The sequence below is a fragment of the Amycolatopsis sp. NPDC003676 genome, assembly GCF_053587275.1.
Genome location: NZ_JBSFNS010000019.1, coordinates 63,970 through 88,812, shown reverse-complemented (window position 1 = coordinate 88,812; position 24,843 = coordinate 63,970). Strand labels below are relative to the sequence as shown.

Genomic DNA, 24,843 nt, shown 5'->3' with positions numbered 1-24,843 from the left:
CAGTCTCCGCACGAAACGAACGTAACGCGAGACCGTCGTCGCGCGCGTCGTTCCGGAGGATGGCCGGGGTCCTCCGAGCGAACGACTTTTCCCGCCGACCGAGCCGATCCGCGACGACCGAAGCGCTTCCTACCGTCGAAAACATGTCGATTACCAGGGAGTTCTTCCGGCACCCGATGCGAACCGGCGCGATTGCCGCCAGCTCGGCACGGCTGGCCGGAGTGATGACGGCAGGGCTGGGCATCGAGAGCGCGCACAGTGTCGTGGAGCTGGGGCCGGGGACGGGCGTGTTCACCGAAGTGCTGCTTCGCATGCTTCAGCGCGACGCGCACTTCACCGCGGTGGAAATCAACACGCACCTCGTACAGGAGCTACGCGAACGCTTCCCGTCGATACACATTGCGGAGGGCTCCGCGGAACACGTCGCGGCGTACGTGACGATGCCGGTCGACGTGGTCGTCTCCGGTCTGCCGTGGACAGCTATGCACGCCGCACCCCAGGCCGCGGTACTGAACGCCGTCTGCGAGGTGCTTTCCCCGCAAGGCCGCTTCACCACCTTCGCGTACGCGCACACCTCTTGGACACCGCCAGCGCGTCGATTCGCACGGTTGCTGCGAAGCCGCTTCGCCGTTGTCGAACGCACCAGCGTGGTTTGGCGGAACCTGCCACCTGCGTACGTCTACCGCGCGGCCTTGCCGGTGCGGTCGGGACTGGACCGGTATGGACAGCCTGCTTCAGCCGCTTCTTGACGCTCCCGCGCCGCTCGTCTACCTGATCTGCGCGCTGGTGATCATGGCCGAGACCGCGCTGTTGCCTGGCATTGTGCTGCCGACGCTGTCCACCTTGCTGCTCATGGGTTTCCTGGTGCAGCGCGGGACTTTACAGCTGTGGCCAGCGCTCACAGTCTGCGTCGCGTCAGCGCTTGCGGGGGACCAGCTCGCGTACTGGGAGGGACGCCTGTGGGGCCCGAAGCTGCGTCGGTCGCGCGTAGGCCAGCGCATCGGCGACGCGAAGTGGGACAAGGCCGAAGCGACCGTCGCGCGTTATGGCGTACCAGCTGTCGTCCTGGGGCGGTGCCTTGCTGGCGTACGCACTCTGGTGCCGCGCGTCGCGGGTTCTGCCGGACTGTCATACCGACGCTTCTTCATCGGAAGCTTGTGTGCGGCGGTGCTGTGGGCGGGTGTGGAGTTGACAATGGGTCAGGTCACCGGTTGGGTCGCGCCTTGAGCAGCTCCGCCGTCGAAGCGTCGGCAGGCAGAAAAGTTTCAAGACTCAGCTCAGCGACCGTCACGTCGACCGCAGTAGCGAACTGCGTGATCGCGGTAAGCAGCCGAAGCTCGCCCGCCGAACTGGACAGCTGCAGCGGCACCGCGAACCCGAGGTGGTCACCGGTCGGTTCGCCAGGCGACGGCAGATAACCGGTGAGCTCATCCAACAACGACTGATGCCGCGGATCCGGCCCGTGCGCCAGACCACGCCGAGGTCGTTCGAGCACATGCTGCGCCCAATCGGCGAAGTTCTGGATCCGCGGAGCCATCCCACGCGGGTGCAAGGCCAGTCGCAGCACGTTGATCGGCGGTTCGAGCAGCTCCGGCGCGACGCCCTCGGTGAGCAGATCGAAGCCGTCATTAGCCGCGACGAGATCGCCGTAGCGATTCACGACCAGCGCCGGGTACGGCTCGTGCCCGGCGAGCAGCGCGCGCAGCGACTCCAGCACCGGCGTCAGCGCGGGGTCGTCCAGCCGCGTTTCGGGGTAGACCGGCGCGTATCCGGCGGTCAGCAACAGGGCGTTGCGCTCGCGCAGCGGCAGGCCGAGCGCCTCGGCGACGCGCACCACCATGCCGCGGCCGGGCAGCGAACGGCCGCGTTCCATGAAGCTGACGTGGCGTTGCGTTGTCCCGGCTTTCAGCGCGAGGTCGAGCTGGCTGAGCCTGCGGCGGGAACGGGCGTCGCGCAAGGCGTCGGCGAACGTGGTGGGCACCTGCGCGATTCTGGCCGAGCTTTCTGGCACCGGGCCATTCCCCGCAGGGAATTGCCGGGACGCCAGGCCGCGCTGGATCGTCGACGGCGTGGAATTCGGACTACTTCTTCCCGCCGGACAGGCACAGCTCGGAGCAGGCGGCACCCCGCGTGCCCTCGTCGCAGTGGCCCGCGAAGCCGAACGGCTCGGGTTCGCGTCGATCTGGGCCGGTGACTCGCTTTCCCGGCCGCGGATCGAACCGCTCACCCTGCTCACCGCGGTCGCGCAGGCGACCGAACGCGTCACCGTCGGAACCGCCGTGCTGCTGCCCGCGCACCGCAACCCGGTGCAGACGGCGATGACGCTCGCCTCAGTCGACCTGATCTCCGAAGGACGCCTCGCAGTGGGCGTCGGCGCGGGTTTCCCCGGCTTCAGCGAGCGAGAGTTCGAGCTGGCCGGGGTCGATTTCCGGACGCGGTTCTCGCATCTCGACGACGTGGTCACGCTCTGGCGCGAGCTGTGGACCGGCGAGCCGGGCTCGTTCCACGGCAAGGTGCTGAACTACGACTGGCTGCCACCGGCGATCCGCCCCGCGCGCCCCGGTGGCCCGCCGATCTGGCTGGGCGGCGCGACGCCAGCCGCGCTTCGCCGCACCGCGCTGCGTTACGACGGCTGGCTCCCGTATCCGCCGGATCCCGCGGATTACGCGTCCGGCCTCGCGACGATCCGCGCCGCCACCGATCGCAAGGTCACCCCGTCACTGTTCCTGACGGTTTACGTCGACTCTGACCCGCGCCGCGGCCGTAGCGTCCTGGAGGACTACGCGCAGGCGACGTATCAACGGCCGCTGGCGCAGATCAGCACCATCCAGGCGACCGTGACCGGCCCGATCGAGGAAGTCGCGGCGACCGTGCGCCGCTACGCCGAGGCCGGAGCGGAGCACGTGCTGCTGCGCGTCGGCTCGCTGGAACCCGGTGCGGTCGAGCGGCAGCTGCCCCTGTTGGCGGAGGTGATCGCCGGGGAGCGGAAACCTGTCGGTGCCGCGACGTAGGCTGGGATGGTGACCGACGCTGTAGCTTCCTCGTCGTTGCTCAGCGTGCGGTTGTCGCTTCGGCCAGGAATCGCTGACTGTCCGAGGCCCAACCCCGCTCTCGCGGGGTTGGGCCGGAACAACTAGGGCAGCCCGCTTTGCCCGCGGTTGCAGATCGATGAGCACGCCTTCCCTGTCCCGCCGCCACAGCCATTGTCCCGTTGGCCGGGATTCGCCGTACCCAGGCCTGCCTGACGGCGTCGCAGGCTTCTGACCCGATAAGTGTGCCGACCCGAATAGCCGGCCACACGAATGGCCGATGCCGGATTGATCATGGTCCGGATACGCTGGCGTGGCCAAGGGAGGTGGCTTGATAGTCATGCATTCGAACTACTCTTCAGTTTTCCGTCGAAGGCGATCGCGCATTTTCTTGCATTCCTTTATGTTGGCGGTAAATGCCGCGTGAGCTGATTTCCGGCAGGGAGACTAGAGGATTCCTTGATCGATGTTGTCGTTGCGGAAACCTGTGAAGTTGTGCGCTTGGGCCTGCGAGCATTGCTGGGCGGATGGTCGATATTTCGACTGCTGAGCGACCATGCGGACGCGGAAGCCTTGCTTGCGGGGTTGCGTGCCGCTGAGCCTCAGGTCGTCCTGCTGGACGGGCTTATCGTGCTCAGGCGGGGCCCGGAGTTCATCGGCGAGCTGTTGGCTCGCGCGCGACCGCCCGGGCCGAAAGTCCTTGTGACGGTCGAAGGTGGGGACAGTGAATTAGTGCTCGGCGCAGTGTGCGCCGGGGCTTCGGGTTCGGTGCCTAAACAACGGTCGGCCAGGCTGATTGTGGAGGGAATCCGTCAGGTCGCCGCCGGGCAGCTGGTGCTGCCGCAGGAAGTGCTGCGAATGCTGGTCGAGAGGCGCCGGCGGGGCGGGTTGCCGGGGTATTCCGGCGAAGCCGGATCCACGGACGCGTTGACGGCGAGGGAAACCGAGATCGTCCGGCTGGTGTCGGCGGGAATGGACAACGGTACGATAGCCAGTCGCCTGGTGCTGAGCGAATCCACGGTCAAGACCCACGTGCACCGCGCCATGCGAAAGCTGTCTCTGACGAGCCGGGCGCAGGTCGTGGCTTTTGCGTATCGAAATGGCTTGACGTGAGGATCACGCAGGTGTGTTGCGGCGCATCGATGCTGCCGCAACACACCTGTCACCGCGGCGGCTTATCCGAACAGCCTGGTCGTCCTCACAGCTTCGCGGGGATGCACGGGCCCTGCACCGGGTAGGCCGAGATGTTCTCGGACGCGGGGCCGACGGTGATCACTTGGCCTGCCCCGACGCACCGGATCTCGTCCCACGAAGTCCCCTGGAGCTGCTGGTGGTGGAACTGCACGAGTTGTGCGACCGACCCGCAGTTCGTATAGGCCCAGTAGAGGAGTCCTTGGCTCAATCCGCAGTTCAGCGTGCTCGCCGGCTCCGCGTTCGCGACTCCGGCCCCGAAAAGGCTGACCCCGCCAGCGATCGCGAACCCGATGGCCGCGGCGGTGCCTGCGGCTTTGATTTTCGACAACACGGTAATTCCCCTCTTCGCGGGTTTGGCCGTCTTCGCGGCCGGTCAGGAAAAATTTAAAAAAACCCAGGGGAAAGCGAATCCGTCCAGGGTGGGCGGAAAACGGTCAACTTGAGTGGTGGTTCTGTTGACTTTCCCGGTTATCTGCGCGGTCGGCTCGCGAGGATTGGCACGATGGACGGCCGCGGTGTGAAGTGGTATCGGCCGATCAATTACGATCGACGTGACCGGGCGGGCATGACCGGCATCGGATGGAGGTTCCTTGGTGCGGCAACGGGCCGGTATCGCGCGGAGCGGCGGAGAAACGCCATCCGCGAAGTCGGTTCGGACGTCAGCGGGTGCGCTTGGGCTGACCATTGTCGCTGCTTCGATTCTCGGGTATCTCGTCCTGCTTATCGCGGGCAAATACCTCAGCCCAGCCGAAAATGCCGTGTTCCTTGGGTTCTGGGGCCTCGTCATGGGAGTCGGCAGCGCGTTGTCGCCCCTGGAACAGGAGTTGTCCCGGCAGACCGCGGTGGCCGAGGTGGCCGGTGCCAGGCCGGATGCGACCGTGTTCCGGGCCTGCGCCGTGTCCCAGTCGGTGGCCTTCGTCGCCGCCGGGCTGACGCTGGTTCCGTCCGTGAACGCGCAGTTCTTCGGTCCCCGGTCGTCCCTGGGATTGGTCGCCTTCTTCGGTATCGCCGCTTTTCCCGCTCTGTACGCAACCCGCGGTGTGCTGATCGGAGCTGGGCGAAGCCGTGCTTACTCCGTGATCTTGCTGGCCGAGGCTGGGCTCCGGATGGCGGCGTTCCTGGCCTGTGTCGCGGCGGGGATCGCCGGACTGACGTGGCTGGCGGTGTCTGTCGCGGCGGGGTCGTTCGCCTGGCTCTTCTTCATCCCGGCCGCTCGGGGCACGGTCGATCGGAGCGTCCCCGGCGAGGCATGGGATGCGGTGCTCCGGCGGATGCTCGGCCTGACCGTGAGCGCGGCGCTGACCGCGAGCGTGCTGACCGGCTACCCGGCTGTGGTGAAACTGCTCGCCCCGTCCGGGAGCGACGACCAGCTGGGCGGGTTGTTCCTGGCCGTCTCGCTGGTGCGCTCGCCGCTGTTGCTCGTCCTCGCCCCGGTGCAAACACTCGCTGTGCCGATGGTCGTGCGCATCACGAACCGTCCGGACGGCGCTGGTCGTCTGCGCCGCATCGTCGCATGGGGCGGAGTTGGCGCGCTTGTGGCAGGCGTGGTGGCAGCGGTGGGCGCGTATGTCGCGGGCCTGTGGCTGTTCGGGCTCCTCTACCAGGACAAGTACCGCATCTCCGGGTGGACGATGGCGGCGCTCGGCTGGTCGGGGATCATGATGGCGGCGACCCTGCTGGCAGCCGCGACGCTGGTCGCCCGCAAGAAGACCGGCTCTGTCGTGCTGGTGTGGGCGGTGGTCGCCGCGGCGAGCTTCCTCGTACTGGTCAGTGCCCCCGGCGGGATATTTTTCCGCGCCGTCGCCGGTGCTACGGCAGCTCCGACGATCGGCTTGCTGACCGCGGTCGCGTGCAGCCTCGGCAACGGTGATCGAAAGTAATGTCGGTGCCACGACGTAGGCTGGAACGGTGACCGACGCTGTACTGTCCGGACTCCTCCAAGCCATCCTTCCCGACCCGGCGCTGCGCGGCGTTGTCGAGCGCGCTGGCGCCCCGCTGCTCGAACTGCAAGGCGCTGTCGCCGTACGGCAGCTCGTGGCCGCCGCGCTGGCCGAAGACCCCGAGCGCGGCGGCGCGGGCCGTCCGGTGCTGGCCGTCACCGCCACCGGGCGCGAAGCCGACGAGCTGACCGCGTCGCTCAGCGCGCTGCTCGGCCCCGATCGCGTGGCCGATTTCCCGTCCTGGGAGACGCTGCCGCACGAGCGCCTTTCGCCGCGCGCGGACACGGTCGGGCGGCGGCTGGAGGTGCTGCACCGGCTGCACGTCGGCGACGAGGAGCTGCGGGTCGTGGTCGCGACCGTGCGCAGCCTCATCCAGCCGATGGCTCCCGGGCTCGGGTCGCTCGCGCCGGTCGACCTGGTCGTCGGGGAAGAACAAAGCTTCGAGGACCTGCTCGAACGGCTTGTCGAGCTGGCGTACACGCGCGTGGACATGGTCGAGAAGCGCGGCGAGTTCGCGGTCCGCGGCGGCATCCTCGATCTGTTCGGGCCCACCGCGCAGCATCCGGTCCGCGTCGAGTTCTGGGGCGACGAGGTCAGCGAGATCCGCGCGTTCGCGGTGGCCGACCAGCGGTCGCTGCCCGGCGAGATCCAGCGGGTCACCGCGCCGCCGTGCCGCGAGCTGCTGCTCACGCCGGACGTCAAGACGCGCGCGGCGGAGCTGGCCACCACGTACGAGGCCGACGCGCACCTGGCCGAAATGCTCACCAAGCTGTCCGGTGGCATCCCGGTCGAGGGCATGGAGGCGCTCATCCCGGTGCTCTGCGAGGGCGAGCTGGCCCTGCTCACCGATTCGATGCCGCAAGGCAGCCACGTGCTGCTGGCCGATCCGGAGAAGATCCGCGCCCGCGCGGCCGACCTCGTCCGCACCGGCCAGGAGTTCCTGGAAGCCTCCTGGACCACGGCCGCGGCGGGCGGGCAAGCCCCGATCGACCTCGGCGCGTCGGCGTACCGCGAGCTGTCCGAGATCGCCGCGCACGCGCAGGACACCAAGCGCCCGTGGTGGACGCTCACCCAGCTGACCAGCGAAGACCCGGACGTCTACCGCGTCGGCATCGAGCCCGCGCCCGCCTACCGGGGCGAGCTGGAACGCGCGATGACCGACCTGCGCGCACACCTCGCGTCCGGCGGCACCGGCGTGCTCGTCGTCGCCGGACAGGGCACCGCCAGCCGCGCGGTCGAGCAGCTGATGGCGGCCGAGGTCCCGGCGAAGCACGCCGAGGTGCTCGCCGACGTGCCGCCCGCCGGGGTCGTCACGGTCACCTGCGGCGGGCTCGCGGAGGGCTTCGTCTCGCCGGAACGGGCGCTCGTGGTGCTGTCCGAGGCGGACCTGACCGGCCGCGGCGCCACCGCTGGATCGTCCACAAAGGACTTGAACACGAAGATGCCGTCGCGCCGTCGCGGCGCGGTCGACCCGCTGGCGCTCAAGGCGGGCGACTACGTGGTGCACGACCAGCACGGCATCGGCCGGTTCGTGGAAATGGTGCAGCGCACGGTCGCCGGCGCGACCCGCGAGTACCTGCTGCTGGAGTACGCCTCGTCCAAGCGCGGCCAGCCCGGCGACCGGTTGTTCGTGCCCACCGACCAGCTCGACGAGGTGTCCCGCTACGTCGGCGGCGAGCTGCCCACGCTCAACAAGCTCGGCGGCTCGGACTGGAAGAACACCAAGGCGCGCGCCAAAAAAGCGGTCAAGGAGATCGCCGCCGAACTGGTGCAGCTCTACGCCGCCCGCCAGGCCGCGCCCGGGCACGCGTTCGGCCAGGACACGCCGTGGCAGTCCGAGCTGGAAGACGCGTTCCCGTTCACCGAGACCAACGACCAGCTCGCGGCCATCGACGAGGTCAAGTCGGACATGGAGCGCGGCGTCCCGATGGACCGGGTGATCTGCGGCGACGTCGGCTACGGCAAGACCGAGATCGCGGTGCGCGCGGCGTTCAAGGCGGTGCAGGACGGCAAACAGGTGGCCGTGCTCGTGCCGACCACGCTGCTCGCGCAGCAGCACCTGAACACGTTCACCGAGCGCATGCGGTCGTTCCCGGTCACCATCAAGGGCCTTTCACGGTTCACGCACAAGGCCGAATCGGACCGGATCCTCGAACAGCTCGCCGACGGCGAGGTCGACATCGTCATCGGCACGCACCGGCTGCTGCAGACCGGCATCCGCTACAAGGACCTCGGCCTCGTGATCGTCGACGAGGAACAGCGGTTCGGCGTGGAGCACAAGGAACACATCAAGGCGCTGCGCACGCACGTCGACGTGCTCACCATGTCGGCGACGCCGATCCCGCGCACGCTGGAGATGTCGCTGGCGGGCATCCGCGAGATGTCGACCATCCTCACCCCGCCGGAAGACCGGCACCCGATCCTGACCTACGTCGGCGCGTATGACGACAAGCAGGTCGGCGCCGCGGTCCGGCGCGAGCTGCTGCGCGACGGCCAGGTCTTCTACGTGCACAACCGGGTGTCGTCGATCGAGAAGGCGGCGAAACGGATCCGCGAGCTGGTGCCGGAGGCGCGCGTCGTCACCGCGCACGGGCAGATGAACGAGGACAAGCTCGAAAAGATCATCCAGGGCTTCTGGGAGAACGAGTACGACGTCCTCGTCTGCACCACGATCGTCGAGACCGGCCTGGACATCTCCAACGCCAACACGCTGATCGTGGAACGCGGCGACATGCTCGGCCTCGCCCAGTTGCACCAGCTGCGCGGCCGCGTCGGGCGTGGCCGCGAGCGCGGGTACGCGTACTTCCTGTACCCGCCGGAAGCGCCGCTCACCGAGACCGCGCACGACCGGCTCGCCACCATCGCGCAGAACACCGAACTCGGCGCGGGCATGGCGGTCGCGATGAAGGACCTGGAGATCCGCGGCGCGGGCAACATCCTGGGCGCGGAACAGTCCGGGCACATCGCGGGCGTCGGATTCGACCTGTACGTCCGGCTCGTCGGCGAAGCGGTCGAAGCGTTCCGGCGGCACGCGGGCGCGGAGCCGGCGGAGGACGAGGAACTGGCCGAAGTCCGCGTCGACCTGCCGGTGGACGCGCACATCCCGCACGACTACGTGCCCGGCGAACGCCTGCGGCTGGAGGCGTACCGCAAGATCGCGTCGGCCCCGGACACCGCGGCGCTCGACGCGGTGCGCGAGGAACTGGTCGACCGCTACGGCCAGCCGCCCGCGCCGGTCACGCGGCTGCTCGCGGTCGCCGCGTTCCGGCACACCTGCCGGGCCGCAGGCGTCACCGAGGTCGCGGTGCAGGGCAACACGATCCGGTTCGCGCCGCTGCCGTTGATGGATTCGCAGCTCGTGCGGCTGAAACGCTTGTACCCCAAGGCGTTGTACAAGGCGGTCACCAACACGGTGTCGGTGCCGAAGCCGACCGAAGGCCCCGCAGGCGGCCGGATGGGCGCGCCGGTGCTGCGGGATCAGGAACTGCTCGACTGGTGCACGAAGCTGTTGGGCCAGCTGACGAAAACCCCGGCGGCGGTGTGAGTGCCGTGGCGTAGGCAACGCACCGCATCCGCAACGACCGGGGGCGCCGCGGCAGAACTGATTTGAGCGGCGGTGCCATGCCAGGTCGTTGCGGCGCGAATTCGGGTGTTGGCGGAGATCTCGATGGCGAGGTACTGCCGTGCCCGCTCGGTCCCGGTGTGCTGTCCGTGGCCGAGCGGGAGGCGGTTCAATCCGCGGTGCAGACCTCGAGTCCCGGCGGTTGCGCCGTAGCCAGCCGCAACGACACTTCCTCCTCCGGTGTCGGCAACGCACCGCAGCCGGACATCGGCAACGGCCGGGGTCGTCGCGGCACCCGCGCTCCCGAACCGCCGCCGCGGCCCGGGTACACGAGCAGCCCGCGCTCGGGGTCCGGCACCGCGTCGAGAGCGGCGGTCACAGCGGGCAGGCTCCGGAAGCGATCCCGTTTCTCTTCCGAGGAAAACTCGATCTCCAGCGTCACGCCCCAGTGGTGGACGTGCCACGTCCACTGCTCGGCGCCGTTGGTCAGCGCGGCCTCGGTCAGCCGGTCGCCGTGAGCGCGTTGCCACGCGCTCGCCGCGAAGGCCCCGTCGAGGACTTCGATCGACAACCAAGAGTCCATATGTCGACAATAGCCCGCTGAATGCCTCGATGGTGTTGCGTTTCGAGGGCATGTGAGAGGGTAGGGCCTGTGATGCGGATCATGGGGCGCCGCCGTGCGCTGGGCGCCGTTCTCGCCGGAGCTTTCCTCCTCGCCGGATGCGGTACCGGCCCCAGTCAGGTGGGCACCGCCGCGGTGGTCGACGGTCAGGTCACCACCATCGACCAGGTTCAGGCGCTGCTCGACCGCGCCGTGCAGGAGCAGCCGTACGCCCGGCAGCTCGCCACGCGGCACCAGCTCGACCTCGTCGGGCGCGAGATCGTCCGGCAGACGCTGCTGCACGAGGTCGTCGTGAAGGCCGCGCAGAAGGAAGGCATTTCGGTCGACGAGGCCACCGTCACCGAAGCCATGCAACAAGATCCGCTCGCGTCGCCGGTGCCCGAGGCCGTCACGCAGGACCAGTCCGCGGCCGTGACCCAGCTCGTCTGGCGGCTGCGCGACCACCGCGAGGCCGTCACCGATCAGTATCTGCAGCAGCGGATCGCGCTGAAGTACCTGCCGACGCTCGCGGTGAACTTCGACTACACCAGCATCGGCGCGCCGACCTCGGAGAGCCAGGCCCCGTCGATCGACCCGAAGACCGCGCGCAGCCAGGCCATCGCCAAGGCCGAGGAGTACGCGGCCAACCCGGGCGCGATCCAGTCCGACATCCGCGGCGGCGCGCAGGGCAACGTCGGCCAGCAGGCGCCCGCGCTGTCGTCGCCGCAGGACGCCGCGACCGTGCTGTTCGGCGTCCCCGCGAACACCGCGATCGCGTTCCAGCCGAACCCGGCGAGCGCGCCGACCTGGTGGGTAACCGCCGTGGTGCGGAAGCGGTCGACCGATGCGAAGGTCGCCACCGACCAGGTCCAGCAGCCGACCGCGGCCCAGCTGGGCGCGATCGGCGTGCGGATGCTTCAGCCGTATGTTGGCAACGTGGACTTCAAAATCAACCCGCGCTACGGCGTGTGGGACGCAGTCGGCATGAACCTCGCCCCGAGCGCGGCCGAGCTCACCGGCGTGGCTGTGCCGCTGCACGGCGGCGGTGCCCCGGCTCAGCAGTGACCGGCACCGTAGTCCTGGTCCGCGGCGCGACCCTGCCCGCGGCCGCATTGCCCCTGCTTCGCGCCCGTGCGGTGTACGCCGCGACCGACGTCGATGCCGCGCAGCTCGGCGTCCCGCCAGTAGGCCAATCCTTCGCGGACATCGTCCTGCTCGCCGCGTCCCGCACGGAACCGACCGCCGCCGCGATGCTCGCCGCCGGCGCGCAACTGATCGAAACCCCCGTGCCCCCGCTTGTGGAAGCGGTCGAGGTCATGGACCGCCTGCGCTCCCCGGGCGGCTGCCCATGGGACGCCCGGCAGACGCACGAATCCCTGCGGCAGTACCTGGTCGAGGAAACGTACGAACTGCTGGAAGCCATCGAGGACAACGACCGCGCGGCCTTGCGCGAGGAGCTGGGCGACGTCCTCCTGCAAGTCCTGTTCCACGCCCGGGTCGCGGCGGAACACGGCCGGGCCCCCTTCACCATCGACGACGTCGCGGGCGACCTGGTGGACAAACTGGTAGGCCGTCACCCCAACGTCTTCGCCGACGCGGCCCGCATCGCGACGGCCGAGCACCAGGAACTGAAGTGGGAAGAGCTGAAGCAGGCCGAGAAGCAGCGTAAGTCCATTGTGGACGGTGTGGCGCTGGGTCAGCCCGCTGTCGCGTTGGCCGGAAAACTGGGCCAGCGCAGCGGCCGGGCCGGAATTCCGCTGGACCTCTTCCCGCAGGACTCCTCGGCCCCCGCCCACCTGTTCCGCACCGCGGCGACCGCGCGTCGAGGCGGGTTGGATCCGGAGGGCGAGCTTCGTGCGGTAGCCAAGCAGTTCGCCCGCGACATCCGAGCGGCGGAGACAGCGGCTCGGAAGGCCGGGGTGGAACCAGCGACGCTGGAGGCTGAGGGCTGGCGGAAGTTCTGGCCCTCGGCTTGAGCCGGTTTTGTTGCGTTGCTTGGGCTTCCGTGGCGGGCGTGGTCGACGGCTGGCGAAGGCCCCGGCCGTCGGCTTGAGCTGGCTTCGCTGCTGGGGTTTCTGTCGCGTATTGCGTTGACGGCTGGGTGAAGTTCTGGCGTGCTGCTTGTTCTCGGTCGACGCCGAGCCCGCGCTCGCCGCCCATATTCCGTGTGGCACTGCGCTTTGCGCTAGTTGCGGAGCGCAATGCATTCGCCATCGTGTCCTGGCGTTGACGGGCACTTCGCGCACGTTTCGCATCGCCCGGCATTTGCGCCGAACCAGTGCTCTGCGTTTGCCCTCCTGCTCGTCTTCCGTCCTCGCGCCTCTCCCGATGGCTGCCTCGTCCCGTGCGTCAGTTGCTGCTTCGCGCACTCGCCGCCCTCACTCGATGGACGGAGCCCCTCCCATTCCCTCACGCCCCCGCCGCCCGCCGGGCACGATGGCGCCCGGAACCCCGACTCCGAATATGTGACCCACATCACTCGATTATGAGAACCAGAAGCGCGGAGGTGGCGTCTTGCCTGGTGTGAGACACAAGCCACCCAGGGAGCCGGACGAGGAGCACCTCCTCCGGCGCACCGCCCGCGGTGACCGTGCGGCGTTCGAAGAGCTCTATCGCCGCACGTCGCCGTGGCTCGCGATTCGCCTGCGGCACCGCTGTTCCGACGACGAGATCGTCTTGGAAGTGATGCAGGAGACCTACCTCGCCGTGTGGCGCGCCGCGGGTTCGTTCGCGGGCGTCGTCGCCGGCGGCTCCGCCGTGGGCTGGGTGTGGACGATCGCGGTGCGGCGGCTCATCGACGCCTACCGGCGGCGTGCGCACCACGCGCATCCGCCTCCCGCGGTGCAGGAGGCGCTGTCCGCGCCGGCTGCCGAGGAGGAGGCGCTGGCCGGCACGGTCGGCGATTCGGTGGGCGACGCCTTGCGCAGTCTCGCGCCGGAGCTGCGCGAGGTGCTGCAAGCCATGGTGCTCGACGGATTGTCGGTCCGGGAGACCGCGATCCTGCTGGACCTGCCGGAGGGCACGGTCAAAACCCGGGCCCGCCGTGCCCGGATCGCGATGCGGGAGGCGTTGTCGTGAAACCAGGAGTGGCCGGAGGAGGTCAAGCCATGAACCACGTATCCGACCGGATGCTCGCCGGTTACGTCGCCGGTCGCGCACTGCCGGGGGACGAGGCATGGGCGATCGAAGGGCACCTGGAGAAGTGCGCGCAATGCCGGGCGCGGCTCGCCGGTGCGTCGACCGCTGAGGTGGCCGGTCTGCTCGATGCCGTCTGGGCCGGGCTGGAGCCGGACCTCGCGCACGCACCGCAGCCGATGCCGCGCCGGGCCGCGAGATTGCTGCATTGCTGGGCGACCCCGGTGATGGTGCCGTGGCTGCTGATGGTCCTCGTGGTCGGCGCGCTGTCGGTCTACCTCGACCGGTCACTGCACGACGGGCTGTCGTTCGTGCAGCTGCTTTCCCCGGTGCTGCCGGTCTTCGGGGTGGCGGCGGCATGGACTCGCGGGCTCGATCCGTCATACGAACTCACTGCGGCCACCCCGCGAGCCGGGTTGGAGCTGATCCTGCGGCGGACCACTGCGGTCGTGGTGCCGGTGCTGGCGGTGCTGTTCGCCGCCGGCTGGCTGGTCGGCGCGCGCATGGGGCTCGGGCTGCTGCCGAGTCTCGCGTTCACCACGGGGACCCTCGCGCTCGGCACGTTCATCGGCGTCGCCTGGGCGGCGTCGATCCTGATCGGACTGTGGCTCGGCGCGCTGGTGGTGCCAAGCGTCGCGTTCGGGAGCTCGGCGCTGTTGGAGGCCGCAGCCTGGCCGGGCTGGCTGGCGGCCGCTGTCGTCGCGGCCGTGTTCGTAGTGCTTCGCCGGAACAGCTTCACGCAGCTTGCTGCGCATCACTGACGGAAAACGAGAGGGGAAACCGATGCGGGCTGTGGAAGCCGCCGAGGTCGCTCCGGCGACCTACGCCTGGGAAATCCAAGCACAGGCACTCAAAGTACGGGTCGGCCGCAAGAAGATGGCGGTCGACGGTCTCGACCTCACGCTCGGCACGGGGGTGCACGGGCTGCTCGGGCCGAACGGCGCGGGCAAGACCACCTTGATCCGCACGTTGGCCACGGTGCTGCGGCCGACGGACGGCGAGCTGTCGCTGCTCGGAGAGCCGATCGGGGGGCACTTCGAGCAGCGCGGCCTGCGCAGGCGGATCGGATATCTGCCGCAGACCTTCGGGTACTACAAGCGGTTCACCGTCCGCGAGTTCGTCGAATATATGGCGTGGCTCAAGGAAATGCCCAAGCGTGAGGTGCCGGGCGCGGTCCAGCGCGCGATCGAGCGGGTCGGTCTCGCCGAGCGTGCCGAGGACAAAATGAAGACCCTGTCCGGCGGCATGGTCCGCCGGGTCGGCATCGCACAGGCGATCGTGAACGACCCGGTGCTCCTGCTGCTCGACGAACCGACTGCCGGGCTCGATCCGGCGCAGCGGCTGCGTTTCCGGGAGCTGCTGCAGGAAATCGGCCGGGACGCGTGCGTCGTCGTGTCCACCCACCTGGTCGAAGACGTCGCCGCGGCGTGCTCGGACGTCGTCCTGTTCGCCGACGGGAAGCTGGTTTTCCAAGGCACGCCAGCCGATCTGGCCTCGGCGGGCGATGCGGCGGACGTCGGCGACAGCCCGATCGAGCGCGGTTATTCGGCGCTGCTCGGCCACGCGCAGGGGAAGGGGTCTTGGTGATGAGCGTGTTCCGAATCGAACTTCGGCGCACCATCGCTCCCTGGGTGCCAGTCGCGATCCTGGCGGTGAGCCTCGGCCTGCTCCTGTTCTCGCGCGGCCCGTGGAGCTCCAATTCCGCGGCCTGGAACGCGACGTGGCTGACCGCGGTGCGGTGGCCGCGCTACCTGCTGGTGCTGATGTGGCCGATCATCGTCGGCGCCGCGGCGATCCAAGGCATGCGGGACGCCCGCGCCGGGGTCGGCGAACTGTTCGGCTCCACTCCCCGGCCTGCCGGGCAGCGAGCCGCCAAGCTCGGTCTCGCCCTCGGGCTCAGCGCGGTGGCGGGCTATCTGGTGCTCGTCGCCGCCGGGGTCGGGCAGGTCATCGCGAAAGACGGCCTGTTCACCACGGCGTGGGTGATGCAACTGGTGCTCGGCGTGCTGTCCGTGCTCGCCGGCGTGGCGCTGGGGCTCGGCCTCGGACGGCTCCTGCCGCATCCGATCACCGCTCCGGTGCTCGCCGTGCTCGCGCTGGCGGGCGGGCTCTTCGCGCAGGTGTCGGGCATGAACGGCACCGGGCCGAACGCGATGGTGCTGCTGGGGATCGGGCAAGTGCAGCCGCACGGTCCGTTCGATCTGCCGAGCCCTGCGGTGGAACTCGGGCAGCTGAGCTGGCTGCTCGGGCTCACCGCCGCGGGAATCCTGTTGCTGCTGGCCGGTTCGGCGCGCGCCAAGGTGCTCGCGCTGCTCCCGGTGGCGGCCGGGCTGGCGGTGGCTTTGCCGCTCTTCCCCGCTTGGTCGACGGACAACTACGTCCCGGACAAGACGGCATCCGCTCTCGTCTGCGACGGCCCGGTGTGCGTCACGCGATTGCACGAGGATTGGCTGTCCACTGTGGCCGGTCCGGGCAAAGAAGCCTTGCGGAATCTGGAAAAACTGCCGAACCATCCGACCCGGATCGAGGAGTCGGCAGAGTCGTTCCGGACCAACAAGGTCGGCCCGCGCGATCCGTCCCGGCTGCTGATTCAGAAGGACTCCTATGCGCTGTGGCACGAGAGCGGCCCAAGTCTCACTATGGTGCTGCTGAGCGGTGCGGGGACGATGCCCTGCCACGCCGCGTCCTACGGCGGCGAGCAGAACGACCGGGAGGACGCTGCGCGCTGGGTGATGGCGCAGTGGCTGGTCGGCTCGTACGCGCCGCCGTCTTCGCAGCGGCTGCCTCCGCTGAAGCCCAGGACGGACTCAGCGTGGGCGGCCTTGAAGGCGGTGCCGGAGGCGGAGCAGACCGCCCGGATCGGCGCGGCTCGCCAGGCGGAGCTGACCTGCGCCGGTGACCCGTTGAAGATTCTCACCGGCGGTGCGCGCTGATGCGGTGGACAGCGCTGTACGTTCGTTCGCGCCACCTCGCGGTGGCACTGGTGGCGGTGTTGCTCTGTGCCGCCGTTCTGCCGCCGCTGCTGGGCGACAACTGGTCGAACTTCTTCGCGACAATCAGCCTCGGCGCCGCGGTCGCGGTGGCGGGCGTGGGCCTCAGCGGGCAAGACCTCGACCTGGACCGCACGGCCTCCTTCCGCTGGCCGCCTCGGCGGCTGGTGCACCTCCTGCTGATCGGTGCGGTGGCCGGTGGAGTAATGCTTGCGGCACAAGGCTTTGTCGACCACCCGATGGAATCCGGCTGGATTCTCCGCAACGCGGCCGGGCTGCTCGGCCTGACCGGGCTGGCGGCCACGCTGTTCGGCGGTCAGTTCGGCTGGACGCTGCCGTTGGCCTGGGCGATGACGGCGGTGTTCGTTCCGAGAGCCGGCCCGGCGCACGACATCGTGGCCTGGCCGGTGGCGACAGCAGACTCCGCCTCAGCGTGGTGGACGGCCGGGCTGCTGTTCGTGGCGGGAACGGCGGCGTACACGGTGGCGGGTGCTCGTCGTTGAGAGCCAACGGATCGGTGAAGCCAGGCGCAGCCCCGTCCCTCCCCCGGGCAGGGGCGGGGCTGCGGACTGGCGCGCCTTCACACATTCCGGTTGTTCGGCTTCACCTCGAGCGGTTCGCGGTCGGGGTCCTCGATGCCCATGCTGATGATGCGTTGTGGGTAGATGCGGATAACAGCGCCGTCGAGGTGGCCGTCCGGTTCGAAGGCGTCCGGCACGGCTTCCGCCCGGCCGCGGATCTCCAAGCAGCGGATACGCATCGGCTTCGTCGAGGGCTGGTCGTCGATCACGATGGCGACCTCGCCGTTGGCCTCGACGTTGCGGTACTTCCGGCTCTTCGTCAGGTTGTAGCCGGACACGTCGATGGTCTGCGTGTCCGGATTCCAGGAAAACGCGACCGGGCTGACCTGCAGGGTTCCATTCGGCTGCTGCGTGGCGACCCGGGCGAGCGGCTGGTCGGCCAGGTAGCTGAGTTCTGCGTCGGTGAACATGCACCTACCGTGCAAGTTCAAGCTTGCTTGAAGTCAAGCGCACGCGGGGGATCACGTGCTCGGCGAACCGGCGCATCTCCGCTTCGAAGGGCTGAAATTGCAGCATAAACGTCTCGATTCCCAGGTCAGCCCACTCGCGGATCCGCTGTGCGACAGTGTCGTAACTGCCCACCAGCCCGGCCGCGGTGCCGCCGTTCGTGCCTATGTGCGGGTACTTCGCGAACGTCTGAAACATCACCGCCTTCGGATCGGCGTCCGCGACAAGCGCCTCCCAGCGCGCCTTGCCCGCCTCGGCCAGTTCCCACAACGCCGCCAGTTCCGCTTCCGCCTCGGCGTCGGTTTCGCGGGCGACCACGAACGCGGACAGTCCAAATCGGACTGGCGGGCCGACGCGCGGGCGGGTGGCGACGTCCTCGATCAGCCGGGCGACGTTCTCCTGAGGCTGCCCGTTGATGAACCACACGTCGGCCTTGTCCGCCACCAGCGCTCGCGCCGGGTCCGACTCGCCGCCCACGTACACGGTCGGCGACGAACCAGCGGGACGCAGCTGGTACCCGTCGACCTGGAAATGCTTGCCCTCGAACGAAACTCGCTCGCCGGCCAGCAGTCCGCGCACGACGCTGATCCACTCGCGGCCGTATTCGTACCGTTCGTCGTGTTCGGCGAACGGAATGCCGGCTCGCGCCAATTCCGGCTTGAACCAGGCGTTGACCAGGTTCAGCCCGAACCGGCCGCCGCTGATCTCCTGGATTTGCAGCGCCTGTTTGGCCAGCACCACCGGGTGCACGAGATACGGCTTGATCGCCGCGATGATCTCGATCCGCTCGGTGAGCGCGGCGAGCGCCGCCGCGGACGTCCACGTCTCCAGCTGGTCCAGTTCGTCGCCGAACGGATTCACCACGTGCTGGGCGATGAGCGTCGAATCGAAACCGAGCCGGTCGGCCTCGACGATCAGCCGCCGGTTGCGTTCCCAGCTCGCGTCCACCGGATCGGCCGGATGATCGAACGGGCCCCACGACCCGTAGACGACCGCCCATACCCCGAACCGCGGCTGTGCCACAGCGACCACGACGGAACTCCTCACCTCGCGCGGATGAACGCGGTCACCGTCGCTTGCCCGGAAGGCACCGGCAACCGGTCCCACGCAGTGGCGGGGAGGAGAGGTTTGTACTGGTCAGGCGAAGAGCCCGTCACCCCAGTTGCTGGTCGGGGTGAGACCCGGCGGGATCGCGAAGTGCGCGGAACCGGTGTGCTGCAGGTACTCCATCATCGCGTCCTTCGACGAAAGCACCTGCTGCATCGGGACATACTGCGTGCGCGTGTCCCGGTTGAACGCCAGGAAGAACAGCCCCGCCTCGAGGTGGCCGACGCCGTCGGAGCCGTCGACGAAGTTGTAGCCGCGGCGCAGGATCTGGACGCCCTTGCGCGTCTGGCGCGAGGCCAGCCGGATGTGCGCGTCTTCGGCGATCAGCGGCGTTCCGCCCGCGCCGCCGACCTGCAGGTCGACCTGGTCGAACTCGCCGGTTTGCCCGAGCGGCGCACCGCTTCCCTTGGTGCGCCCGACAATCTGCTCCTGTCCGGCAAGCGTCTCGCGGTCCCAGGTTTCGATGTGCATCCGGATCCGGCGCGCCACCAGGTAGGTGCCGCCGGCCATCCACGCCTGTCCGTCGCCGGCCTGCGCCCACACCTGGTCGCGGAGCACGTCGGTGTCCTCGGCCTTGACGTTGTTGGTGCCGTCCTTGAAACCGAACAGGTTGCGTGGCGTCTGCTGCGAGCGCGACGTCGACGAACTGCGGCCGAACCCGAGCTGCGACCAGCGCACCTCGGTGACGCCGAAGCCCAGCCGCACCAGGTTGCGGACCGCGTGCACCGCCACCTGCGGATCGTTCGCGCAGGCCTGAATGCACAGGTCGCCGCCGCTGCGGGCCGGGTCGAGTTTGTCCTTCGGGAACGCGGGCAGGTCGATCAGCTGCGGCGGGCGTTTCGCGGCGAGGCCGAACCGGTCGTCGAAGAGCGAGGGGCCGAAGCCGATCGTCAGCGTCAGATCGGAGGCGGGCAGGTCGAGCGCCTCGCCGGTGTCGTCCGGCGGCGCTTGCGCGGACCCGGCGAGCGCGCCGTTCGGGCCGACCTCCTCGCCCGCGGTCATCCGCCGTGCCGCGGCAGTCCAGGTGCGCAGCAGTTCGCGGAGCTTCTTGGGGTCCTTCGTGGTCACGTCGAGCGCGGCGAAATGCAGGTTCGGCTGCGCCGGGGTGACGATGCCCGCCTGGTGCTCGCCGTGGAAGTCGACCTTGGACGTCGCGGCCGCGGCAGGGGTGTCGCCGCCGAGCCGGTCGAAGCCGACTCCAGCCGCCGCGCCCGCGCCGGCCAGCGCGACCCCCGCGCCGGCCAGCCCGAACAGCCTCCGGCGGGAAACCTGGGTTCCCTCTTCTGTCACTTCGCCACGACCTCCGCGACCTTGCTGAGCGGCTCGCTCAGCGCGTCGACCGCCGACGCGAACGCCTTGATCTGATCCTGGGAGAGCTCGTTGTAGTACTTGAAACCGTCCCCGGAGCGGGTCTTGTCGAGCAGCCCCTGCACGTTCGCGAACTCCTTGTCCAAAGTGGACACCAGGGTCGCGTCGCGCTCCTGCAGGATCGGCCGCAGCGCGGCGATCGCGCCCTTGGAACCGTCGAGGTTGGCCTGGAAGTCCCACAGGTCGGTGTGCGAAAAGGTCTCCTCCTCGCCGGTGATCTTCTTGGTCGCGACCTCGTCGAGCAGGCCCTTCGCGCCGTTGGCCAGGTCCAGCACGCTCAGCTGCAGCGTCTTGGTCTTGGCGACGAGCGCCTTGACGTCGGTGAGCAGCTTGTCGGCGATCTGCGGGCTGTCCGGCTTCAGGCCGGTGGTCCACAGGTCTTTCTCCAGCCGGTGGAAGCCGGTGAACTGCTGGCCCGGCTCGACGTCGGCCTCGCGGGCGTCGATCGACGGGTCGAGGTCGCCGAACTTCTCCGCGACCGGCTCGATCCGCTCGTAGAACACGCGAGTGCGGGCGTACTCGGCCTTCGCCTCGTCGACCTTGCCCGCCTTGACCGCGGCGACGAACTTCGCAGTTTCGGTCTCCAGCGCCGAGCTGTTGTTCTCGACGTAGGTCGCGTAGCTCTTGGTGGCAGCGGTCTTCTGCGCGCTGGCGTTGCTCTGGCCCTGCGCACCGCCGGTGACGGTGAAGTCGCCGCGGATGCCGTTGCCCGCCATGCCCGGCTTGCACGCGGTCTGGTACTTGCCCGCGTCCGGGACCTCGACGATGAGCCGCCGGTTCAGTCCCGGCGCGATGTTCTCGACCTCGCCCATGATCCGGTCGCCCTCGGCGTAGAGGTAGAACTCGGTGACCTTGGTGCCCTTGTTGGCGATCTCGAAGGTCAGGTTGCCCGCGGCCGCGGTCGTCGCCGACACCGAGCACGCGGTGTCGGACGCCTCGACCTTGATCGGCCCGCCCGCGGCCGCGCCGGAAGGACCGGACGCGGAGTTCGTGCTGTCGCAGGCGGTCAGCGCGACGAGCGCGCCGAGACTGGTGAGCACAGCCGTCGAGGTTTTGCGGAACTGGGGCACGGTCACTCCTTGGCGGCGGCCGGGGCGGCGGGTGCCGCTTCGGTCTTGTTCTTGCGGGCGGGCTTGAGGAACAGCGGCAGCACGATCGCCACGTAGACGACCCATGCGATCGCTTGCAGCACAGTGGTTTGCTGCGAATAGTTGAAGATTCCCTTGAGCAGCGCGCCGTACCAGGAGGTTTCCGGCAGCGTGCTCGACGCGTCGAAGGCGAGCGTGGTCAGGCCGGGAATGAACCCGGCTTCCTGCAGGTCGTGCAGGCCGTAGCCGAGGACGCCGGCGGCGACGAACACCAGCAGCACACCGGTGATCGTGAAGAACTTCGCCAGGTTGAACCGCACCGCGCCGCGGTAGAGCAGGTAAGCGAGCACGATCGCGGCGGCGATCCCGATCACGAACCCGATCAGCGGCTGCAGGGTGTCGGACTGCGCGGTCTGCACGGCCGAGTAGAAGAAGACAGCGGTTTCGAGCCCTTCGCGGCCGACCGCGAGGAACGACAGCAGCAACACCGCCGCCGGACCGACCTTGAGCGCGTCCTCCATCTTGCCGCGCAGTTCGGCCGCGATGTGCCGGGAAGCCTTGCGCATCCAGAAGATCATCGCGGTGACGAAGACGACCGCGACAATGGAAAGCGTGCCGCCGAGCAGTTCCTGATGCTCGAAACTCAACTGTGCGGTGCTGTAGGTGAGGATCGCGCCGACGCCGACCGACAGCAGTACAGCCGCGCCGACGCCGGGCCACACGAACCGCAGCGCGTGCCGTCGCTCGGTTTTGACCAGGAAGGCGACCAGGATGCTCACCACAAGCGCGGCTTCGAGGCCTTCGCGCAGCCCGATGAGCGCGCTCGAAAACACCACTGTTCAGCCCTCCTTCGACTACCTGACCTGATGTTTTTAGGTAAGGCTTGCCTGTAAGTCCAGAGGGAGTTTCGCTGAACGGGCCCGGCAAAGCGGGCAAAACGACGTTCTCCGGGGAGTTAGGTTAGGGTAACCGCAGGTCAGAGCGTCGCCGGGTGGTCACGTAACGAATTGTGTGACCTGGGCGGCTCAGGCGTCGAGTTAACCATCCGCTTGCCATTCGCCCAGTCCAGCGTCCCTCAGCCGGGTTCATCAGTAACCTGTCCGGGTGGCCGATACCACTCAGCCGACGATCGCCCCGTCCCCGACGGGCCCGCCGCGCCGCTACCCGAGCCGCATCGCGTTCGCGCTGGGTCTGGTGCTGACCGGGGTCGTGCTGGTGGTGACCATCGGAATCCAGAATCCGAACCCGCCCGCCCCTCCGGCCGCGGCCGCTCCGCCGCCGGTTTCGCCGAAGCCGGAACCGCGCCCGCAACCCGGCACCGAAGCCCCGCGGGTCGGTTTGGCCGCTCCGCCGGACCGCCCGCTGGTGTCCGACCAAGCGGAACTGGACGCGTGGGCGACCCGAGTCGCCGACAAGACGCGGCTGGACGCGCGCGTGCTCGCCGCGTACGGGCGCGCGGAAATGTGGATGCAGCGGCAAAAACCGTCGTGCCACCTCTCGTGGGCGACGCTCGCCGCGATCGGAAACCTGGCGTTCGGAACGGAAAAACCCGGCCCCGACGGCACCATGGCGGTCAACCCCGATCGGGCGGAAGGCCCGGACACCGACGGAGGAAAGCTCGACGGCGACCGCACCGCCGACCACCGCGTCGGCCCGCTGCGGATCATGCCCGCCGCTTGGCACAAACACGCCCAACGCGCGAACGGCGACGGCAAACCGGCAGACCCCCGCAACCTCGACGACGCGGCCTTCACCGCCGCCCGCTACCTCTGCTCGGGCGACGACGACCTGGGCGCTCCGGCGGGCTGGTGGAAAGCGATGCTGTTCTACAACCCGGCGGTGAACTACGTGCAAGACGTTTTCACCGCAGCCGATTCTTATGCGGCGGAGAGCGTGGCTCCCTGAGCCGGGCCGGGCCAGGCCGGGTCGGCGGGGTTGGTGGGGTTGGCCGGGTCGACCGGGTTGGTCAGCGGCTCGTTGGCCGGGTGGCCTGGCTGGTGGGGCGGCCTGAGCTGGTCGGTGGGGTGGCTTGAGCTGGTTGGCGAGCGACGGCGGCTTGGCTCGGTATTCGGCCGGGGCCGGTTTTTGTTGCTGCGCTTGGCTTTCAGTGATGGGCAGGCGCGATTCGCCGTTCCAGTTCGCCCAGCGACTTGCCGGTGCGGCGGGTTGACCGGTGCGGTGGTTTGGGCCGATTCGGCTCGGCGTGGCGCGCTGTTCTGGTTCGGCAGTGGTCCGCCAGTGCGTGGCGCGTGGCCGGTGCGCGGTCTGGGGCGGATCCACCTCGTAGCTGCTCGGCGTGGCTCGTCGGTGCGGCGGCGCGCGGCGCAGTCAGCAGGCGGCAGTCAGTGGGTCGTCAGCGCGGCGCTCACTCGCACCGGCTTCTGCGCCACGCCCTCGGCGCGCACCGGCTGCTTGCGCGGCTGGACCGGGTGGCGTTCGTTCAGTTCGACGAGCGTCGGCGCCAGCGCCATCAGCACCAGCACGATCAGCCCGGCGGTCGCTCCGATCACGGTCAGCGCGGTCATGTCGGCCTCCTCTAATCGCTCTCTGTGATGACACCAAGGATCGCGCTTCGCCCGGTCTGCCCGGATCGGCCGACCGGCCGAGCCGCGGCGCCGGATGGCCAGGCTTCCCCGCTGCCCTGTTCACTTCAGAAGACGCGCCGGGGCCGTGCTGGATCCGGCGGTTGCACGTGAGTGCCTCCGCGGGTGCACATTCGGGACATGCGGGTTCAGCGGTCGCTGAGCGTGATCCTCGCCCTGACCTCGCTGATCGCCTCGAGATACTCCGGCACCGGGTTCATCGCCGACGCCATCCGCAGTTGTGCGAGCGCCTCGGCCAAACGGCCGAGGCGCTGGAGGGTGCGGCCGAGCACGAACCGGGCGTAGTGGTCGGTCGGGTCGAGTTCCAGTACGCGGGTGAACGCGCGTTCGGCGCGGCGCAGCTGGGCGGAGTGGAAGTACGCGCGTCCGGCGAGCAGTTGCACGCTCGGCTTGTCCTGCTCGTCGGCGAGCAGGGGTTCGAGTTCTTTGAGCGCGTCGAGCGGACGTCGTCGCGCGACCAGATGTTCGGCGTTGCGGAACCTGCGGAAGCGCGATTCGCCGTCGGGTTCGGGGGCTGCTGCGGCGTCCGTCATGGTCGCCTCACGATACCGGCGCGGAGGGCGTTGCACGACCGTCAGACGAGTCGTGATGGACTGTTCCGCCATGAGCAGCGATCAGGAACCCGACTACGTGGGACTGGCGCCGTACCTCTACTACAGCGATGCGACCGCCGCGCTCGCGTGGCTGACCAGGGTGTTCGGCTTCACCGAGGAAGTCCGCTTCGAGGACGGGGCGGGCGAGGTCTTCCAGGCCACGCTCCGCGCGGGCGGCGCGCGGCTGCAGCTGGCCGGGGTCGGTCCCGAATACTGGGAGGCCAAGGGGGTCGAGGGGCCGGTCGGGCAGTTGAACGTCGTGTACGTGACCGACGTCGACGCGCAGCACGAGCGCGTCTCCGCGGCGCTCGGCGAGGACGCCGCACCGGAACCGCCCCAGGACCAGCCTTACGGTGCGCGGATCTTCACCGTGGCCGATCCCGGCGGCAACAGCTGGACGTTCTGGCAGCAGGTGACCGATCAGGTCGAGCTGCCGTCGGGGTGGCGCGAAGTCCGGCCGGAGGACCAAGCCGCCGACGAGACCGGCGAAGTGCCCGGCTGAGCTGGAGAACACGCAGCGGAACGGCCCCGCACCGGCCTGGCCTCCAACGGGTGAACCCGCTGGGCGGTTACTCTGGGCGGCGTCACCGCAGGCACGACCCACC

The 24,843-nt window shown here is 69.1% G+C and carries 25 protein-coding genes; 15 read left to right on the top strand and 10 right to left on the bottom strand.

The window, feature by feature from the left end; translation table 11 throughout:
- The first annotated feature begins 143 nt into the window (after positions 1 to 143).
- Both ACWDNU_RS15145 and ACWDNU_RS15140 read left to right on the top strand, forming a co-directional pair.
- Complete coding sequence (locus ACWDNU_RS15145) at positions 144 to 749, top strand: class I SAM-dependent methyltransferase (RefSeq protein ID WP_449669242.1); 606 nt, start codon at positions 144 to 146, stop codon at positions 747 to 749.
- Positions 721 to 1,227, top strand: a complete 507-nt coding sequence (locus tag ACWDNU_RS15140) for a DedA family protein (RefSeq protein WP_449669241.1) — start codon at positions 721 to 723, stop codon at positions 1,225 to 1,227. Before ACWDNU_RS15145 ends, ACWDNU_RS15140 begins: the two co-directional genes overlap by 29 nt.
- On the opposite strand, the gene ACWDNU_RS15135 is transcribed toward ACWDNU_RS15140, so the two are convergent.
- The gene (locus tag ACWDNU_RS15135; protein ID WP_449669240.1) at positions 1,205 to 1,981 is read right to left on the bottom strand and encodes an MmyB family transcriptional regulator; all 777 of its coding nucleotides are present in this window, start codon (positions 1,979 to 1,981) and stop codon (positions 1,205 to 1,207) included. The two genes, ACWDNU_RS15140 and ACWDNU_RS15135, sit on opposite strands and share 23 nt — an antisense overlap.
- 88 nt (positions 1,982 to 2,069) lie before the next feature.
- On the opposite strand from ACWDNU_RS15135, the gene ACWDNU_RS15130 reads away from it, so the two are divergent.
- Positions 2,070 to 3,011 (top strand): LLM class flavin-dependent oxidoreductase, encoded by a 942-nt coding sequence (locus ACWDNU_RS15130; RefSeq protein ID WP_449669239.1) that lies wholly within the window; start codon positions 2,070 to 2,072, stop codon positions 3,009 to 3,011.
- A 477-nt stretch (positions 3,012 to 3,488) separates the two neighbouring features.
- Positions 3,489 to 4,142 carry a response regulator transcription factor gene (locus tag ACWDNU_RS15125; RefSeq protein WP_449669238.1) on the top strand — a complete coding sequence of 218 codons (654 nt, stop codon included), beginning with the start codon at positions 3,489 to 3,491 and terminating at the stop codon, positions 4,140 to 4,142.
- Positions 4,143 to 4,227: 85 nt separating this feature from the next.
- Here the strand turns inward: ACWDNU_RS15125 and ACWDNU_RS15120 are convergent, their stop codons facing one another.
- Positions 4,228 to 4,554: a hypothetical protein gene (locus tag ACWDNU_RS15120; RefSeq protein ID WP_449669237.1), complete on the bottom strand. Its 327-nt coding sequence runs from the start codon at positions 4,552 to 4,554 to the stop codon at positions 4,228 to 4,230.
- 262 nt (positions 4,555 to 4,816) lie between these two features.
- Between ACWDNU_RS15120 and ACWDNU_RS15115 the strand changes: the two genes are divergently transcribed.
- Complete coding sequence (locus ACWDNU_RS15115; RefSeq protein ID WP_449669236.1) at positions 4,817 to 6,103, top strand: hypothetical protein; 1,287 nt, start codon at positions 4,817 to 4,819, stop codon at positions 6,101 to 6,103.
- A 43-nt stretch (positions 6,104 to 6,146) separates the two neighbouring features.
- On the top strand, positions 6,147 to 9,707 hold the full coding sequence (gene mfd, locus ACWDNU_RS15110) for a transcription-repair coupling factor (protein WP_449669261.1): 3,561 nt from the start codon (positions 6,147 to 6,149) through the stop codon (positions 9,705 to 9,707).
- Positions 9,708 to 9,894: 187 nt separating this feature from the next.
- Here mfd and ACWDNU_RS15105 read toward each other — a convergent pair whose 3' ends face one another.
- Positions 9,895 to 10,308 carry a hypothetical protein gene (locus ACWDNU_RS15105; protein ID WP_449669235.1) on the bottom strand — a complete coding sequence of 138 codons (414 nt, stop codon included), beginning with the start codon at positions 10,306 to 10,308 and terminating at the stop codon, positions 9,895 to 9,897.
- Between the two features lie 81 nt (positions 10,309 to 10,389).
- Here ACWDNU_RS15105 and ACWDNU_RS15100 point away from each other — a divergent pair, with 81 nt between their 5' ends.
- The 7 genes from ACWDNU_RS15100 to ACWDNU_RS15070 all read left to right on the top strand — a co-directional run bounded on the left by ACWDNU_RS15100 (position 10,390) and on the right by ACWDNU_RS15070 (position 16,954).
- Complete coding sequence (locus tag ACWDNU_RS15100; protein WP_370934071.1) at positions 10,390 to 11,391, top strand: hypothetical protein; 1,002 nt, start codon at positions 10,390 to 10,392, stop codon at positions 11,389 to 11,391.
- Complete coding sequence (locus ACWDNU_RS15095) at positions 11,388 to 12,302, top strand: MazG family protein (protein ID WP_449669234.1); 915 nt, start codon at positions 11,388 to 11,390, stop codon at positions 12,300 to 12,302. Before ACWDNU_RS15100 ends, ACWDNU_RS15095 begins: the two co-directional genes overlap by 4 nt.
- A 547-nt stretch (positions 12,303 to 12,849) precedes the next feature.
- Positions 12,850 to 13,404: an RNA polymerase sigma factor gene (locus ACWDNU_RS15090; RefSeq protein WP_449669260.1), complete on the top strand. Its 555-nt coding sequence runs from the start codon at positions 12,850 to 12,852 to the stop codon at positions 13,402 to 13,404.
- A 29-nt stretch (positions 13,405 to 13,433) separates the two neighbouring features.
- Positions 13,434 to 14,222: a zf-HC2 domain-containing protein gene (locus ACWDNU_RS15085; protein ID WP_449669233.1), complete on the top strand. Its 789-nt coding sequence runs from the start codon at positions 13,434 to 13,436 to the stop codon at positions 14,220 to 14,222.
- A 22-nt stretch (positions 14,223 to 14,244) separates the two neighbouring features.
- Positions 14,245 to 15,048 carry an ABC transporter ATP-binding protein gene (locus ACWDNU_RS15080; protein ID WP_370934074.1) on the top strand — a complete coding sequence of 268 codons (804 nt, stop codon included), beginning with the start codon at positions 14,245 to 14,247 and terminating at the stop codon, positions 15,046 to 15,048.
- The gene (locus ACWDNU_RS15075; protein ID WP_449669232.1) at positions 15,048 to 16,394 is read left to right on the top strand and encodes a hypothetical protein; all 1,347 of its coding nucleotides are present in this window, start codon (positions 15,048 to 15,050) and stop codon (positions 16,392 to 16,394) included. The genes ACWDNU_RS15080 and ACWDNU_RS15075 overlap by 1 nt, the downstream gene beginning before the upstream one ends.
- On the top strand, positions 16,394 to 16,954 hold the full coding sequence (locus ACWDNU_RS15070; RefSeq protein WP_449669231.1) for a hypothetical protein: 561 nt from the start codon (positions 16,394 to 16,396) through the stop codon (positions 16,952 to 16,954). Before ACWDNU_RS15075 ends, ACWDNU_RS15070 begins: the two co-directional genes overlap by 1 nt.
- A 77-nt stretch (positions 16,955 to 17,031) precedes the next feature.
- Here the strand turns inward: ACWDNU_RS15070 and ACWDNU_RS15065 are convergent, their stop codons facing one another.
- The 5 genes from ACWDNU_RS15065 to efeU form a co-directional block, all read right to left on the bottom strand.
- Positions 17,032 to 17,442 (bottom strand): PPOX class F420-dependent oxidoreductase, encoded by a 411-nt coding sequence (locus ACWDNU_RS15065; protein WP_449669230.1) that lies wholly within the window; start codon positions 17,440 to 17,442, stop codon positions 17,032 to 17,034.
- 4 nt (positions 17,443 to 17,446) lie between these two features.
- On the bottom strand, positions 17,447 to 18,511 hold the full coding sequence (locus ACWDNU_RS15060) for an LLM class flavin-dependent oxidoreductase (RefSeq protein WP_449669229.1): 1,065 nt from the start codon (positions 18,509 to 18,511) through the stop codon (positions 17,447 to 17,449).
- A 105-nt stretch (positions 18,512 to 18,616) separates the two neighbouring features.
- Complete coding sequence (gene efeB / locus ACWDNU_RS15055; protein ID WP_449669228.1) at positions 18,617 to 19,876, bottom strand: iron uptake transporter deferrochelatase/peroxidase subunit; 1,260 nt, start codon at positions 19,874 to 19,876, stop codon at positions 18,617 to 18,619.
- Positions 19,873 to 21,024 (bottom strand): iron uptake system protein EfeO, encoded by a 1,152-nt coding sequence (gene efeO / locus ACWDNU_RS15050; protein ID WP_449669227.1) that lies wholly within the window; start codon positions 21,022 to 21,024, stop codon positions 19,873 to 19,875. Before efeO ends, efeB begins: the two co-directional genes overlap by 4 nt.
- A gap of 2 nt (positions 21,025 to 21,026) precedes the next feature.
- Positions 21,027 to 21,878: an iron uptake transporter permease EfeU gene (gene efeU, locus ACWDNU_RS15045; RefSeq protein ID WP_116200149.1), complete on the bottom strand. Its 852-nt coding sequence runs from the start codon at positions 21,876 to 21,878 to the stop codon at positions 21,027 to 21,029.
- A 268-nt stretch (positions 21,879 to 22,146) separates the two neighbouring features.
- On the opposite strand from efeU, the gene ACWDNU_RS15040 reads away from it, so the two are divergent.
- Complete coding sequence (locus ACWDNU_RS15040) at positions 22,147 to 22,947, top strand: murein transglycosylase (protein WP_449669226.1); 801 nt, start codon at positions 22,147 to 22,149, stop codon at positions 22,945 to 22,947.
- Between the two features lie 437 nt (positions 22,948 to 23,384).
- Here the strand turns inward: ACWDNU_RS15040 and ACWDNU_RS15035 are convergent, their stop codons facing one another.
- Together ACWDNU_RS15035 and ACWDNU_RS15030 are read right to left on the bottom strand one after the other, a co-directional pair.
- Positions 23,385 to 23,567, bottom strand: coding sequence for a hypothetical protein (locus tag ACWDNU_RS15035; RefSeq protein WP_370934082.1), 183 nt, complete (start codon positions 23,565 to 23,567; stop codon positions 23,385 to 23,387).
- Positions 23,568 to 23,773: 206 nt separating this feature from the next.
- Positions 23,774 to 24,178 (bottom strand): tetratricopeptide repeat protein, encoded by a 405-nt coding sequence (locus ACWDNU_RS15030; protein ID WP_067575623.1) that lies wholly within the window; start codon positions 24,176 to 24,178, stop codon positions 23,774 to 23,776.
- A 70-nt stretch (positions 24,179 to 24,248) separates the two neighbouring features.
- Here ACWDNU_RS15030 and ACWDNU_RS15025 point away from each other — a divergent pair, with 70 nt between their 5' ends.
- Positions 24,249 to 24,740 (top strand): VOC family protein, encoded by a 492-nt coding sequence (locus ACWDNU_RS15025; RefSeq protein ID WP_354743713.1) that lies wholly within the window; start codon positions 24,249 to 24,251, stop codon positions 24,738 to 24,740.
- Positions 24,741 to 24,843 lie beyond the last annotated feature (103 nt).

Excerpts from the sequence above, each read along its gene's own strand:
- ACWDNU_RS15145 (WP_449669242.1), top strand. The coding sequence starts at position 144 with ATGTCGATTACCAGGGAGTTCTTCCGGCACCCGATGCGAACCGGCGCG.
- ACWDNU_RS15140 (WP_449669241.1), top strand. The coding sequence starts at position 721 with ATGGACAGCCTGCTTCAGCCGCTTCTTGACGCTCCCGCGCCGCTCGTC.
- ACWDNU_RS15105 (WP_449669235.1), bottom strand. The coding sequence starts at position 10,308 with ATGGACTCTTGGTTGTCGATCGAAGTCCTCGACGGGGCCTTCGCGGCG.
- ACWDNU_RS15100 (WP_370934071.1), top strand. The coding sequence starts at position 10,390 with ATGGGGCGCCGCCGTGCGCTGGGCGCCGTTCTCGCCGGAGCTTTCCTC.
- ACWDNU_RS15085 (WP_449669233.1), top strand. The coding sequence starts at position 13,434 with ATGAACCACGTATCCGACCGGATGCTCGCCGGTTACGTCGCCGGTCGC.
- ACWDNU_RS15080 (WP_370934074.1), top strand. The coding sequence starts at position 14,245 with ATGCGGGCTGTGGAAGCCGCCGAGGTCGCTCCGGCGACCTACGCCTGG.
- ACWDNU_RS15075 (WP_449669232.1), top strand. The coding sequence starts at position 15,048 with ATGAGCGTGTTCCGAATCGAACTTCGGCGCACCATCGCTCCCTGGGTG.
- ACWDNU_RS15070 (WP_449669231.1), top strand. The coding sequence starts at position 16,394 with ATGCGGTGGACAGCGCTGTACGTTCGTTCGCGCCACCTCGCGGTGGCA.
- ACWDNU_RS15065 (WP_449669230.1), bottom strand. The coding sequence starts at position 17,442 with ATGTTCACCGACGCAGAACTCAGCTACCTGGCCGACCAGCCGCTCGCC.
- ACWDNU_RS15035 (WP_370934082.1), bottom strand. The coding sequence starts at position 23,567 with ATGACCGCGCTGACCGTGATCGGAGCGACCGCCGGGCTGATCGTGCTG.
- ACWDNU_RS15030 (WP_067575623.1), bottom strand. The coding sequence starts at position 24,178 with ATGACGGACGCCGCAGCAGCCCCCGAACCCGACGGCGAATCGCGCTTC.
- ACWDNU_RS15025 (WP_354743713.1), top strand. The coding sequence starts at position 24,249 with ATGAGCAGCGATCAGGAACCCGACTACGTGGGACTGGCGCCGTACCTC.